Origin of the sequence: Algibacter pacificus (genome assembly GCF_008033385.1) — a bacterium.
In the GTDB taxonomy this organism is placed as follows: domain Bacteria; phylum Bacteroidota; class Bacteroidia; order Flavobacteriales; family Flavobacteriaceae; genus Algibacter; species Algibacter pacificus.
Map to the genome: position 1 here is coordinate 188,387 of NZ_VOGY01000002.1, position 15,836 is coordinate 204,222.

Annotated in this window: 6 protein-coding genes; all 6 read left to right on the plus strand. The window is 31.7% G+C overall.

Annotation, left to right across the window (positions count from 1 at the left end; genetic code table 11):
- Positions 1-467 precede the first annotated feature (467 nt).
- On the plus strand, positions 468-3,611 hold the full coding sequence (locus FQU21_RS03845; protein WP_147676712.1) for a beta-galactosidase, LacZ type: 3,144 nt from the start codon (positions 468-470) through the stop codon (positions 3,609-3,611).
- A gap of 11 nt (positions 3,612-3,622) precedes the next feature.
- Complete coding sequence (locus tag FQU21_RS03850; RefSeq protein WP_147676713.1) at positions 3,623-5,098, plus strand: sulfatase family protein; 1,476 nt, start codon at positions 3,623-3,625, stop codon at positions 5,096-5,098.
- A gap of 46 nt (positions 5,099-5,144) precedes the next feature.
- Positions 5,145-6,566, plus strand: coding sequence for an arylsulfatase (locus FQU21_RS03855; RefSeq protein WP_222707991.1), 1,422 nt, complete (start codon positions 5,145-5,147; stop codon positions 6,564-6,566).
- 19 nt (positions 6,567-6,585) lie between these two features.
- Positions 6,586-8,427: a prenyltransferase/squalene oxidase repeat-containing protein gene (locus FQU21_RS03860; protein WP_147676714.1), complete on the plus strand. Its 1,842-nt coding sequence runs from the start codon at positions 6,586-6,588 to the stop codon at positions 8,425-8,427.
- Positions 8,428-8,494: 67 nt separating this feature from the next.
- Complete coding sequence (locus FQU21_RS03865) at positions 8,495-12,502, plus strand: hybrid sensor histidine kinase/response regulator transcription factor (RefSeq protein WP_147676715.1); 4,008 nt, start codon at positions 8,495-8,497, stop codon at positions 12,500-12,502.
- A gap of 242 nt (positions 12,503-12,744) precedes the next feature.
- Positions 12,745-15,825 carry a SusC/RagA family TonB-linked outer membrane protein gene (locus tag FQU21_RS03870; RefSeq protein WP_147676716.1) on the plus strand — a complete coding sequence of 1,027 codons (3,081 nt, stop codon included), beginning with the start codon at positions 12,745-12,747 and terminating at the stop codon, positions 15,823-15,825.
- Positions 15,826-15,836 lie beyond the last annotated feature (11 nt).

Genomic DNA, 15,836 nt, shown 5'->3' on the forward strand with positions numbered 1-15,836 from the left:
TTTTTTCTTTTAAGGCGCAGTTTTAAACTGCGTCTTTTTATTCAATTTTTATGATGCGGGGGAAGGATAATGGATAAGTGTAGTGCTAAAACTTAAAATAGTTTTTAAATTTTGCTTAACCCCTTCAGTTTTTCTAAATCTATTATAATTGGACTATATGTAATTATAACAATACAAAGGTAAACTCGAATGCTAAAGAGAGGTGTTTTGTGTTCCTGTATTATATAAAAAGATATAGATTTTATTGGAATAAAACCATATTTGATTAATACGCCCTATTGAATGAACCATTTGACCTAATTAATTTATTAAGTAGAATATATATTTGAATTTATTATTTATAAATCAATTTTGAAGCCTATAATTCCTTTCAGTTTTTAATTAAATATGGCCTTTTAAGATCAATATAAACTGAAATTTTAAACTTTTATTAACTCATTCTTATACATACTACTTACATAAATTCAATGAAAATTTTAAAAATTATATCAATTATTTACATTACTTTATCTATAAATATACTTATTTCTCAAAATAAGGATTGGGAAAATCCAGTAGTATTTGGTATAAATAAACTACCGGCTCGAGCAACTTCTATTTCATTTAGAGATGAAAAAAATGCTATTAAGCGAGACAAAAATAATTCTGAAAAACACCTTACTCTTAACGGTAACTGGAAGTTTAAATGGTCTAAAACGATAAAAGAATCTAATCAAGAATTTTATAAAATTGAATTTAACACTTCTAATTGGAAGGATATAAAAGTACCTGCAAATTGGGAGTTGGAAGGCTATGGAACTGCAATTTATACAAATACTATATATCCATTTGTACCAGTAAATCCACCATATGTTCCAGAAAATGATAATCCTACTGGTTGTTACGTTAAAGAATTTAAAATTCCTGCTAAATGGAAAAACGAAAGAGTCGTTTTACATTTTGGTGGTGTAAGTTCGGCATTTTATGTATGGGTTAATGGGGAAAAAGTAGGGTATAGCCAAGATAGTTGTTTGCCAGCTGAGTTTGATATAACAAAATACTTAACTAAGGGTACAAATAAGTTGGCCGTAAAAGTTTTTAGATGGAGCGACGGAAGTTATCTCGAAGATCAAGACCATTGGCGCCTAAGCGGTATTCATAGAGAAGTGTATCTAGAGGCGACTCCGCATACCTATATTCAAGATTTTTTTGTTCGTACAAGTTTAGATAGTGTTTATAAGGATGCTGTTTTAGAAGTAAGACCAAAAATAGTAAATGAAACTAGCCAAACATTAAAAGGGTGGAATCTTGAAATAGAACTTTACGATAATAATGGACAATCCATTTTGAATAAGCCGCTTAAAAAAGATGTAAATGACATTATAAATGAGAAATACCCTTATAGCGGGGCTACAGAATTTGCAGTATTAAAACAAACCGTTGAAAACCCTAAAAAATGGTCGGCCGAAATGCCAAATCTTTATAACCTAGTTTTAAAATTAAAAGATGAAGATAACAATATTATAGAAGCACGAAGTGCTAAAATTGGATTTAGGGAAGTAGAAACTAAGAAAGGACAGTTATGGGTAAATGGTAAAGCGATATTATTATATGGCGTAAATCGTCATGATCATAATGAAAGAACGGGTAAGGTTGTCGATGAGAAAACTATGATTAAGGATATTAAATTAATGAAACAATTTAATTTTAATGCCGTTCGAACGTCACATTATCCTAACGATACAAGATGGTATGAATTATGTGATGAATATGGAATTTATGTTTTAGATGAAGCTAATCTTGAAACTCATGGTGTAGGAGGTAAATTAAGCAATAATCCTAAATGGAATGCAGCATTTTTACAACGTGCCATTGGTATGGTAGAGCGCGATAAAAATCACCCTTCAATAATAGGCTGGTCATTAGGAAATGAATCTGGTATGGGACCTAATCATGCTGCTATGGCAGGGTGGATAAAATCATATGATCCAACTCGATTTATTCATTATGAGGGTGCGCAATATAAAGATAGTACGTTAGACCCAGGTTATGTAGATGTGGTAAGCCGCATGTATACTTCAATCCCAGAAGTTGTTGCAATTGCTGAAAATAGTAATGATGACCGACCAGTTATGTGGTGCGAGTATGCCCACTCTATGGGTAATTCTACAGGAAATCTAGCAGAGTTTTGGGACGCTATTCGTGGAAATAAAAGAATGATTGGTGGTTTTATATGGGATTGGACAGACCAAGGGCTTATTAAAAACGATAAAAACGGTCATGAATTTTGGGCCTATGGAGGCGATTTTGGAGATACGATAAACTCTGAAAATTTTAATATCAACGGAATCGTTTTTCCAAATCAAACACCACAACCCGCAGCTTGGGAATGTAAAAAAATATTTCAGCCTATAGAAGTAATTGTATTAGCTATAGAAAAGGGTGTTTTTATTGTAGAAAACAGGCACAATTTTCTAAATCTAAACAAGTATGTAATAGAATGGAAATTAGAAGAAGAAGGTAAGATATTGCAATCTGGAATTATTGATGATTTAAGCATAAAGCCAAAAGAAACTGCTGAGGTAAAATTACCTTATAAACTTCCAAATTTTATTCCTGGTAAATCGTATTTTATTACGGTAAGTTTTAAATTAAAACAAAACACGCTTTGGGCACAAAAAGGAGATGTAGTAGGTTGGAATCAGTTTGAAATTCCTTATAATGAAAGCTACTCTAAACCCATTTACAATTTTACGACTTCTAAACTTGAGATATGGAATGATAAAAATACATTAAAACTTAAAAGCGATTATACTAGAATAACGTTTAATAAAAAAACAGGTTTCTTAAGTTCATATAAAATTAATGATAAGGACATCTTGCTTTCAGAAATGAAACCTAATTTTTGGCGCCCACTTACAGATAATGATGAAAGAGGAGCCAAGGTAGGTAAACATCAAATAGTGTGGAAAACTGCAGCCGATAATTTAATGTTAACAGATTTTAGAATTAAGGATAATCCGAAATTAGTGGAAATTGAAGCAAGTTACAGCATTAAGAATATGGAGGCTAAGTATAACATGTCTTATCAAATTCAACCAAACGGATCTATTACAGTAACTTGTGTTTATAAACCAGGAAAAATGGCCCTTCCGGAGCTTCCTCGTTTTGGTGTTCAAATGAAAATTTCTAAAGATTTAGAATTTTTAGAATGGTTTGGAAAAGGACCTCACGAAAATTATTCAGATAGAAATAAAGGAGCTGCATTTGGAGATTATAGTGCGCACGTTACTAAAGATTTTGTGAAGTATGTTAAACCTCAAGAAAGTAGTAACCGTACTCAAGTTAAATGGTTTAATTTATTAAATAACGAAAACATTGGCTGGCATGTAAGAGGTTTACAACCTTTAAGTGTTAGTGCTTGGCCGTATTCTATGATTGATTTAGCAACAACCAAGCATATTATAGAGCTTCCAAAACGCAATTTTATTACCCTTAATATCGATTATAAACAAATGGGATTAGGTGGTGATGATACTTGGACCAAAAGATCAAAACCCCACAAACAATATCGTTTAAACAATAAAAGCTATTCCTATAGTTTTGAAATAAGACCAGAAATTAAAAATTAATAGTAGATCATATGTTTAAAATAATTAAATATTTAAATATTGGAGTTTTACTTGTAATGACGTCATGTCTGAATTCAAGTTCTGATAAAAATAGTAAGGCTATAAATGATAATAAAACCTTTTCAGAAAATAAACCCAACATTTTATGGATTATTGCAGACGATTTAGGAGTCGATTTAGGATGTTATGGAAACGATTTAATTTACACACCTAATCTTGATAAACTCGCTAGTCAAGGAGTGCGTTATACTAATATGTTTACAGTTTCGGCTGTTTGTTCTGTTAGTAGATCGTCTATGATTACTGGTATGTATCCAGCAAGTATTGGTTGTCATCAACATAGAACACAATTTAAAGATTCGTTACCTAATCATATAAAACCTATTACCGAATATTTTAAGAGTGCTGGTTATTATGTTTCGAATAAGGGTAAAACAGACTATAATTTTATTCATTCACAAGAAAATCTATTTGATGGTACAGGATGGGAAAACCGAAAGCCTGGGCAACCGTTCTTTTCTCAGATTCAAATAAAGTATCCACATAGACCTTTTGTTAATGATACGGTACATCCAATACATCCAGATAAGGTAAAACTTCCGCCTTATTATGTTAATCATCCACTTGCTAGAAAAGATTGGGCTATGTATTTGGAAACCGTTCAACAAGTAGACAAAGAGGTTGGAGAAATACTTAATAAATTAGAAAAGGAAGGTCTTTCTGAAAACACCGTAGTGATGTTTATAGGGGATCAAGGTAGACCAATGGTAAGATCAAAACAGTTTTTATATGATGCAGGTATCCAAACACCTTTTATTATGCGTTGGCCTGGAAAAATAAAACCAGGGACTGTAAATAATCAACTCATAAATAATTTAGACCTAGCAGCAACAAGTTTAAAAATCGCCAATGCAACGGTTCCAGAATACATCCAGAGTAAAGACTTTTTTCAAAGTGATTCTCAACGAGACTATGTGTACGCATTAAGAGATCGTAGAGATGAGACGGTAGATAGAATACGTATGGTAAGAAGTAAAAATTATAAATACATTCGAAATTATTATACAGACAGACCTTACACTCAATTTAATGCGTATAAGAAGAATTTTTATCCGGTGTTAACCTTAATGCAAGTCATGTATAAAAAAGGAGCACTTAATGCAAATCAAGCTTCATTTTTTAGGAATTACAGACCAGCAGAAGAATTATATGATTTGAGCGCTGACCCTTTTGAATTATATAATTTGGCCGATTCTAAAGTACATAAATCTGAAAAGATTAAACTTAAAAATGTGCTAAACAAATGGTTAAAAGAAACAGATTTAGGAACTTATCCAGAAGACCAAAAAGAAATAGACTTTGCACAGCAATTAATGCAGGGTAAATTTAAACAGAAAATGGAGGCAAAGGGGCTTTCTCCAGATATTTCGGATGAAGCATACCTTAAATATTGGGAAAATACCTTATTAGGTAAGGATAGTAAATAGATCATTAACAGATATACCTCATTCAATAAATACAAAATATAAGGAAATGATAATTAATACAATTTGTAAAAATAGATACCTAATAATGATTATAGGACTTATGGCCATTTTAGGACAGTCGTGTAAGCAAAAACTTGAAAATCAAATTGAAGCGGCAACAGTAACTAAACCCAATATTATATATATTCTTGCCGATGATATGGGCTATGGTGATTTGGGAAGTTATGGGCAAAAAATAATTAAAACTCCTGTGCTTGATAGAATGGCTAATGAAGGTATGCGGTTTACACAGCATTACTCAGGAAGTACGGTTTGTGCGCCATCCCGAGGTGTGCTTATGACGGGGTTAAATACAGCTCATGCCTACATAAGAGGTAATTTTTCGCAGCAAGAGGAAGGAAATCTACCCATTCCAGATAGTACAGTAACGGTAGCCGAAATATTGAAAAAAAGAGGTTATAAAACTGGTGTTATTGGCAAATGGGGATTAGGTGGCCCTAAATCTGTTGGTGGTCCAAACAACCAAGGTTTCGATTATTCTTTTTGCTATCTCGATCAGCGTAATGCTCACGAATATTATCCAGAATATTTATGGGAAAATGAAGAAAAATATGAATTAGAAAAAAATGTTAATAAGCAAGAGATACAATATAGTCATGATCTTTTCACTAATAAAGCATTGGATTTTGTTAAGCAAAATAAAGAAGAACCTTTCTTTCTATATCTGCCTTATACTATTCCGCATGGTAAGTATCAAGTGCCAGACGATGCACCTTATTCAGATTTAGACATGCCTCAACCTATTAAAAATTATGCCGCAATGATTACGCGTATGGATGGCGATATAGGAAAAATAATGGAGTTGCTTAAAAGTTTAAATATTGATGAAAATACTATTGTTATATTCTCTAGTGATAATGGACCAACGCGCAATGTAAATAAGTATTACGATTGTAATGGTCCGTCACGAGGATTTAAAAGAGATCTTTACGAGGGTGGAATTAAGGCTCCAATGATTGCGCGCTGGCCAGGTAAAATTAAGGCGGGTACAACAAGCGATTTAATATCTGATTTTTCAGATTTCTTACCATCGGCCTGTGAGATTGCAGGAATAAAACCACCTAAAAATATAGATGGGATATCCTTTTTAGCTGAATTACAAGGAGAAAAACAAAAGAAGCATGATTTTCTATATTGGGAATTTTTTAAATATCACTATGGTTGGAAAGAAGGCGATGATCCAAAAACGAGAAATTCATTTGAAAGCCAAGCTGTTAGGATGGGGAATTGGAAAGCCGTTAGAAAAGGAATTGCAAAGAACCCAGACGCAAAACTAGAACTCTATGATTTAAGCATAGACCAAGGAGAAACCAACGATGTAGCCATAAAATATCCAGAAATTGTTAAAAAAATAGAGCAGTTTATGGCAAACACACGTTACGATGTTGAGTTTTTTAGTAAAGAGTAATTTTTAAATAAAATTTTATATGATAATCAAACTTCTAAAAATTGCAATAGCCCTTTTTATTTGGTTTATTTCTTGTACGAATTTCGCTCAGCAACAAATTATTGATGCTTCTTCTGTAGTCTCTTATTTATTAGATCATCAAAAAGAGAACGGTGCCTTTGGGCCATATAATAAAGAATATACAGATTTAGCCTGGAATTATCCTGCCATGCATACGCTTAAAATTCTTGGAGCAGAAATACCAAGAGAAAAAGAAGCATTTGAAAATGGTAATAAATCTTGGATTGAGATAAATTCTAGAAAAAACGGGCCTTGGTATTGGTCCTTTTTTCAAAAAGCACAATTGTACAAACTTTTTAATAAAACGAACCTAGATTTTGAAACGGGTGTAAAACGAAATCAGAATTGGATTATTAAGTTTAAACCAAGAAAAAATTACTTAGAGTTAAGAGGATATACAAATGGTTATTTTTTTGATATCCCTTCCTTATGGCACATGATAGGGGCATTACATGTACTAGATGGTACTATTTTAAATAAAGATTATGTTGCAGACTACTTAAGAAAGCGCCAAGCAGAAAATGGGGCGTTTGTTGATGATGTTACAGAGGTTCCTTCACCTACCAATTTGGAAACAAATTTAGTGATTACTAGTTATGCCATTTTAACACTAAATAGTTTAGGGAAGGAAATTCCAAATAAAGAAACGTGTATAAAATGGCTACAATCTTGTCAAACTCCCCAAGGAGGATTTAAATATAATCCAGAAAGTAAAGAAATTAGTAATAAAGCAGATGTATGGTACACATGGTTGGCGATTAAGGCTTTAAACATTCTGGGAGCTAAACCTAAGAATACTAAAAACTGTATTACATGGTTAAATTCGCTTCAAAATTACGACGGAGGTTTTGGAGACCGACCAAAATGGAAATCTAGAATATATAGCACGTATTACGCAGTTTCAGCATTAAATAATCTAACATCGAATGTAAAATTGGCAATTGCTCCAAAGACACTAAAACCATATTTTAAAGTTATTCCAGAAAACAAGTATTCCATTTTTCAAGCTTATCATAAAAGTCCCTCAGGAGGTCAAGGAATGATAGACTCTATAGTTAAAATGAAAATAAATTTAATTGGGGTAAAATCAAATATAAAAACGATTGACTTAAATAAAGGTATAAGTGCCCAAGTAGAGAATAACAGGAGGTATGCAAAACAAAAAGGCTATCCTCTAGAGGTTTTAGAATTACCTGAAAATTACAGCCACAAACTAAAATGGCCTAATAGCCAAAAAGCAGATCATGTTTCTAATTTTATAATTCCCCCAAACTTATCACATTCAAATGCGCTTCTATATAAAAAAGCTTATCTGGCTGGAAAAAAAGGGTTTACTTGGAGCCGTTTTAAAAACAACGTTTTAAGCCCAATTAAAACATTAAAAAAAGGCACCCTTTTTTACCCAGAATTAGATTATACTATTGTAAACGCGTATAGGGTTTACGATGATGGTTTAAACGGTGGTAATGGTTATAATGCAGTTCCAGGAGCACATTTTGGAAATATAGATTGGGTTAGACATTTTCCATATAAAGAACGTTGGGAAGGCGTTTTACCCATTGTTGCAGATGGAGATGCCCATGGCAATGTAGTGAAATGGCAAAAACATTTGTTGCAATTTAGAAATGTGTTTATTGCTAAAGATTATCATTATGCCGCTTATATAGATGCTTCTTTTAATAGACGGTCTGTTTGTGTTATTCATATGCCCTCAGGTGCTGTTAGGTATTATGGAAGTGCAGAAGCTATTGTTTATTTAAAAAAGCATCGTAAAGAATGGCAATGGTGGAAAGATCAATAGCATTAAAATTTAAATTTAACATAGGTATAATTATTAATTAAATTATGCTTTTGATATAAAATTATATATGAAAAAGTTTCTTATAACGTTTTTATTTATTTATTCCTATTTAGGGTATTCACAAGAATTTAATCAAGAATATTTAATCGATTACATTTCAACAAACCAAGGTCTTTCCCATAATTACGTGTCTCAAATAGTCAGCGATTCGTTAAATTTTAAATGGATTGCTTCAGAAAATGGGCTTATAAAGTTTGATGGTAATAGCTTTACAACTATAAAACCAGGACCAGATTATCCTGGACTTCATAATGAAAATATTGAAACACTTTTTATTGACAGTAAAAATAACCTTTGGATTGGTACTAAAAGTGGCGGATTATCCCGTATTGTATTAGAAACTGGAGCATTAGATAATTTTAATACACTACTAACAGGAAATGAAAAAGCAGCCCTAAGAGTGCGGTCAATTAATGAGGATTCTAATGGGAATATTTGGGTTGGAACAAGCGAAAATGGTCTATTTGTTATTAATAATACTTATAATGAATTGTTGGAGCATTACCCTTTTAAACAGGTTCTTAGTATTATAAAAGATGCCCATGGCAACATATGGTTTGGTTCTAGAAATAGTTTAAAGAAATATGACCCTTCAGAAGATCGGATTTTTTCATTTAATCTGGATGAAGCGCTTTCTGTTATTACAGATATAGTTGAAGATGTTAAGCGTAATTGTTTGTGGATAAGTACATTATCCAATGGAGTTCAAAAGGATAAAAGTATTTTTCAACTTGATTGTACCAAACTAAGTATTAAAAAGTTTAACACAGGAATTGAAACAAATTATTTTCCTACGCTACATTTAGATAATACAAACAACTTATGGATTGGTACATGGGGAAATGGCTTATATAGGCATAATGAGATTTTACAAGCGTTTGAAAAAATAAATTTAGTTTATCCTCCAAATGAAAAAAACACGGTTAATTATGATATTATTATAAATATCCATAACGATAAAGATAATGTACTTTGGATTGCAACAGGATTAGGAGGCATAGTAAGATTAACAGAAGGTAAAGGTTTTAAAAACTTAGATGCCGTGGTTCAAAATTCAGTTTTAAAGGAAAACCTTGTTATACTTTCAATACTTAAAAAAGAAAAATTTTGGCTTGGAACTTTAAGAAATGGCTTGTTTATTGGTGACGCTCTAGTAAACCTAAACCAAGTTGAAGCAATAGGAAATAAAAAAGTACTATCTATTTATGAGGATAATTCTATTTTCTATGTTGGAACACGAGATGAATGTTATTTATTAAATGCTTCTGGCCAAAAAATAAGCTCGATTAAAATACCATTGGCTACATCATATTTGGTAGAAAATGATGAGGTGATATGGGTGGGAACACAGCAGGATGGTTTAATATTATTAGATGTTTCTAACCCTAAAAAACCTGTTATTAGAGATCAGTTTACAAATAATACTGAAAAAAAAGCACTAAGAAGCAATCGAATAACATCATTAGTTCGAGATAATCATAACAAGCTTTGGGTTGGAACGTATAACGGAATTTATATGTATGATGAGACAAATAAAGAATTTAATCATCATGCAGAGTTTTTCGATGAAGCCCTTCCGGCAATTATTAATGTAGTATTTGTAAATAATGGCTATATATGGTTAGGTACACCCGATGGCCTTTATAAGTTAAAATATATAAATAACACCTTAAAATTAATCGATAAATTTTCAAAGAAAGATGGACTTAAAAATGATTTTATTTGCGGTATTACCAGTTATAACAATACACTTTGGTTAACCACCACTACCAATTTAGTACAATTAAATATAAAGGATAAGTCTTTTGTAGAATACGGAAGAAATGATGGCGTTTACACCTCGCAATTTTATATTAGAAGTTTTTATAAAGATAATGCTTCATGGATTTATGCAGGAGGTTTAGGGAATTTAACATATTTTCAGCCTGATAATATAAAAAAAGAAATAGTAGCAAATACCGATATTACATTAACTCATTTATATGTTAATAATGAGGTGGTAACACCTAGCAATCCTAAGTATGAATTTGTCAATCTTGATAAAGATTTTAGTTATGTAGAGGATATTGAATTTACACATAAAGAAAAATCGTTTGCAATAGGTTTTGCAAGCTCTAATTTTGCCAACGATGTCAATAATTTTAGATATAAATTAGAAGGGTATCAGGATAACTGGGTAAATTTAAAATCACAAAACGAAGTTCATTTTGTTGGTTTGCCTCCAGGTACTTATAAGCTACATATAAGCTCTTCAAAAGATTTACAACAATGGTCAGTGCCAAAATCTCTTAACATAAAAATTAATTATGCGCCATGGCTTAGTCCGTGGGCTTTCTTTTTGTATTCTATCCTTTTTGCTTTGGTTATTACTAGCTTCTATTATATGCTTTTAAAACACTCAAAACTAACTAATAGATTAAAAAAAGAGCAAGAATTGAGTGAGGCTAAATTTACTTTTTTTACCAATATTTCCCATGAATTTAGAACACCACTTACTTTAATTACAGGGCCAATTAAAGACATGCTTTCAATGGAAGGCTTAAAAACAGAAGTTACTGAAAAACTTATTACTGTAGATAAAAATGCCACCAGATTACTCAACCTAATTAATCAGTTATTAGATTTTAGAAAAGCGGGTCATGGTTTATTAAAACTTAATGTTAGTGATGGCGATTTTACCCGATTCACTGAGGAGGTTTTTCTTTATTTCAAAGAACAAGCAGTAGATAAAAATATTGAATATGAATATATAAAACCAAAAGATTCTATCGTCTTTCCGTTTGATAGAAATAAGATTGAAATTGTTTTATGCAACCTAATTTCAAACGCCTTTAAATTCACAGAAAAAGGCGGGAATATTAAAATTTTAATAGATCAAATTGATGATTATTGTATTTTAAAAATAAAAGATAATGGCGCTGGAATGAACAAGGAATTTGAAAGTAAAATTTTCAATCGCTTTTATCAAATTCAAACAACTAATACCTCGCATTTTATTGGAAGCGGTATCGGGTTGAGTTTTACTAAAAAAATAGTAGAGTTACATCATGGTACAATAGAAGTAAATAGTCAGTTAAATAAAGGAACGGAGTTTATAATTAAATTTCCATTATCAATCAATTATAATCCAAGTACTATAGATGAAAACTTTAAAAATACTGATAAAATTGAAATATATGAAAAACTAGATCTTAATGATTTATCAATTAAAAACCTTGAAATAGAACAAAAAGAAAACACTATTTTAATTGTAGAAGATAATGTCGAAATACGAGAATATGTACATCAATTTTTAGGTCCTTTTTATAATATATTAGAAGCAGAGAACGGAAAGCAAGGTGTTGAAATAGCTTCTAAAGAAAATTGCGATTTAATTCTTTGTGATATCATGATGCCTATAATGGATGGGTTAACAGCGTGTAAAACTTTAAAATCTAATATAATTACTTCTCATATTCCAGTAATTTTACTCACCGCTCGATCTTCTAATATGTACGAGATTAAAGGACTTAAAACAGGAGCCGATGATTTCATTACTAAGCCTTTTGACCCACAGATTGTTAAAGCAAGAATAGCGACTCTTCTTGAAAATAGAGCAAAAACAAGAGGGTATTTTTTGAATAAAGTAAGGTTTGAACCAACATTTTCTAAATTAGAAAAGGATGATTCTGAAAGTCTGTTTATCAATAAAGTAATTATAGCGGTTGAAGAAAACCTTATGAATGAAGACTTTGGAATTGAAAACTTAATTGATATTTGTTGTATGAGTCAATCTACATTATATAGAAAGATAAAATCGCTTACAGGTCTTTCTTTAACAGGGTTTATTCGATCTATTAGAATTAAAAAATCGGCTGAATTAATTCTTACCGAAGACCTTAAAATGAAACAAATTGCTATGCAGGTAGGCTTTAATGATTATAAATATTTTAAAGTATCTTTTAAAAAACAATTTGGATGCGTTCCCTCCAAGTATAAATCAAAAATAAAATTACAAAACGAGCAATCGGTTTAGTTATTAAATAATTTCAACCATTTTATAAAGTTGTTTAAAATTCAAGATGGGAATAAGTATGAATAATATATGTAAACTAACTGATTTTAAGGGGGATTATACTTATCAACAATTAAATTTATTCCCTTTTTATGAAATTGAATTATTTTACCCCTTTCTTGCTCTATTTACCCTTACAATTTCATTTCAAAAGCTTTTAGTTTGTGCAAAATAACTGTTAACTAAATTTTAAAATCAAAACAATGAAAACACTTCTATTTTATTTTATTATTCTAATATCTCTGGGGCAAGCCGCATTTTCCCAAAATGAAATTACTGGCAAGGTAATGGATGAAAATTTACAACCAATACCTTCTGCGTCTGTAGCTATCGCAAATACTACAAGAGGAACTTATACAGATTTTGATGGGGTTTTTACTATAGAAGCTTCACCAGGAGAGGTATTAAAAATATCTTATTTAGGATTTTTAAGTACTACAGTTACTATAGGTTCTAAAAACAACTACCAAATAACTTTAAAGGAAGATACAGCTAAACTTGATGAAATAGTTATTGTAGGTTATGGCGCCAAAAAAAAATCGTCTATAACTGGAGCCGTGTCTACTGTACAGGCTAAAGAACTCACTCAAGCCCCTACAACTACGGCAACAGAGTTGTTGGCAGGACGTATCCCTGGGCTTATTACAAAACAAACTACTGGTATTCCAGGGGCTGATGCCACATCTATTAATATTAGAGGTTTTGGAAATGCTTTAATATTAGTAGATGGTTTACAAACCCCTATGGATAGGGTGGACCCAAATGACATCGAGACCATGACTGTATTAAAAGATGGAGCTGCTGCAGTTTATGGATCTCGAGCAGGTAACGGTGTCGTTTTAATCACTACAAAGCGTGGTAAAATTGGAAAACCTAAAATTTCATTGCATACCAGCACTAGTTTTCAGCAACCTACTCAAACTCGAAATACTGTAGATTCTTGGGATTATGCTACATTGGTGAGAGAGTCTGATCTTAACGGTGGTGGTAGTTTGGATGATACATATACTATGGATGATGTAGAGAAATTTCGAGCGGGCAATGATCCAAATTTTGTAAACGAAGATTGGGATGCCACCGTATTTAAAAACTGGACGCCTATGATGCAACACAGCCTTAGTGTAAGAGGTGGGAATGAAAATGTAAAGTACTTTACATCACTTGGTTTATTGGATCAAGAAAGTGCTTTTCGATCTGGGGATTTAAATTTTTCAAGATACAATGCGCGATCTAATGTTGATGTACAACTTAATAAAAAGCTTTCTGTAGGTGTTGATATTTCATATAGAAGAGAAAATAGAAACTCTCCAGGAACAAATTTAAGTTCAATATATCAAGCCCTTAAAACGGCGCAACCTGTTTATCCTGCATTTTTACCAGATGCCACTAGAGCTGCATATTCTGGTTTTGGAACGCGAAGTCCTTACGCGGCTACTAGCAAAGAATTTGCCGGATTTGATGATTTTATTAGTGAACGTTTAATAGGTAGGTTTGAATTGAAATATAAATTTGACTTTGGACTTTCTGCAAAAGCTGTTTTCAATTACGAAACATTAAACGATTCCGAAAAATCATTAAGAAAATCATATAATGTATATAGCTATGATTATGATACCGATACCTATACAGATTTAGGAATACAAAACTCTAGGAGTAGTATTAGTGAAACCTACAGAAAAAGAATACAAATGTATCCGCTTTTGTCTTTAGAATACAATAAAAAAATTGGAGACCATAGCCTTGACGCTCTTGCTTTAGTTGAATCTATTGATTACTCTAACGATGAAATTGAAGCAAGCCGGTTCGATTTAGTGTCAACCGATATACCCTACTTAAGCTCAGGAAGCCAAGACACTCAAGAAAATAATTCATTTGCAAGAGAATCAGGAAGACAAAGTTATGTAACAAGATTAAACTACAATTATAAAAACAAATATTTTTTAGAAACTACTATGCGAGCAGATGCTACTGGTGAAAAATTTAGTCCAGAAAATAGATGGGGTTACTTTCCAAGTGTCTCAGCATCTTGGAGACTTTCAGAAGAAAAGTTTTTAGAAAATTTTTATGCTATGAACAATTTAAAATTGAGGTTATCATATAGTCAAACAGGTTTAGATAACGTAGGCGATTTTAGATACCTAACAGGTTATAATATTTTAGATAGTGTTTACTTAATTGATGATAATGCTGGACAAATAATTCAAAGTAATGGATTGCCAAATCCCGAGGTAACATGGTTAGATAATACACTTTATAACGTTGGTGTTGATGGAGATTTTTGGAATGGTAAATTAAGCTTTGAGTTTGATGTGTTTTATAGACTAACAGAAGGAATATTTGGTACAAATCAAAGAGATGTGCCAAGTACTTTTGGAGGAAGTCTACCTCAAGAAAATATTAATAGTAGAGATGATAGAGGTTTTGATTTCGTGCTTAATCATAGAAATCAAATAGGTTCAGAGTTTAGTTATAGTGTTTCTGCAAATGTAGGTTGGGCGCGTCAAAAGTGGGTAAAATTTTCAGAAACAGAATATACAGATCCAGACGATATTAGATTAAGAAAAAAAGAAGAAAATTATACCAATAGAAACATAGGCTATCTTAGTAATGGTTTATTCATGACACAAGCCGATATTGATGCTTTGCCTTTTGATCAAGATGGTAATGGAAATACAACTTTAGTACCAGGAGATATTAGGTATATAGACTTAAATAACGATGGAGTTTTAGATGATAGGGACAGAGATGATATTGGGTATGGCTCTACACCAGATATATCTTATGGTCTTAATTTAAGTGCTAAGTATAAAAACTTTTCAGTAGCTGCATTATTTCAGGGTGCTAGCTTATTTAGTACAGAAATTGGTGGTGGCGCTCGTGGTGCATTTAATAATGGTTCTATACCCTACGATTACCAATACAAATATTCGTGGAGACCAGATTATAATAATCCAGACACTAATATAAATCCAGAGGCTAGATTACCAAGAATTACCGAAACAGGTACTTCTACCAATAATTCTAAATCATCAGATTTTTGGTTGTTAGACGGTACTTATTTAAGGTTAAAATCATTAAACATAAATTATTCATTACATAAAAACCTATTAAACAAATTAGGGTTTAGCAGTTTTGATGTTTATGCATCGGCTACCAATTTATTTAGCTTTAATAAGTTTGGGATATATAAGGATACTTTTGATCCTGAAGGGCCTGCTAATCAAGACGGGAACAGTTATCCTATCATGAAAACATTAACATTAGGTTTTAAAGTAACATTATAAAAAATAAAATC

Excerpts from the sequence above, each read along its gene's own strand:
- FQU21_RS03845 (WP_147676712.1), top strand. The coding sequence starts at position 468 with ATGAAAATTTTAAAAATTATATCAATTATTTACATTACTTTATCTATA.
- FQU21_RS03850 (WP_147676713.1), top strand. The coding sequence starts at position 3,623 with ATGTTTAAAATAATTAAATATTTAAATATTGGAGTTTTACTTGTAATG.
- FQU21_RS03855 (WP_222707991.1), top strand. The coding sequence starts at position 5,145 with ATGATAATTAATACAATTTGTAAAAATAGATACCTAATAATGATTATA.
- FQU21_RS03860 (WP_147676714.1), top strand. The coding sequence starts at position 6,586 with ATGATAATCAAACTTCTAAAAATTGCAATAGCCCTTTTTATTTGGTTT.
- FQU21_RS03865 (WP_147676715.1), top strand. The coding sequence starts at position 8,495 with ATGAAAAAGTTTCTTATAACGTTTTTATTTATTTATTCCTATTTAGGG.
- FQU21_RS03870 (WP_147676716.1), top strand. The coding sequence starts at position 12,745 with ATGAAAACACTTCTATTTTATTTTATTATTCTAATATCTCTGGGGCAA.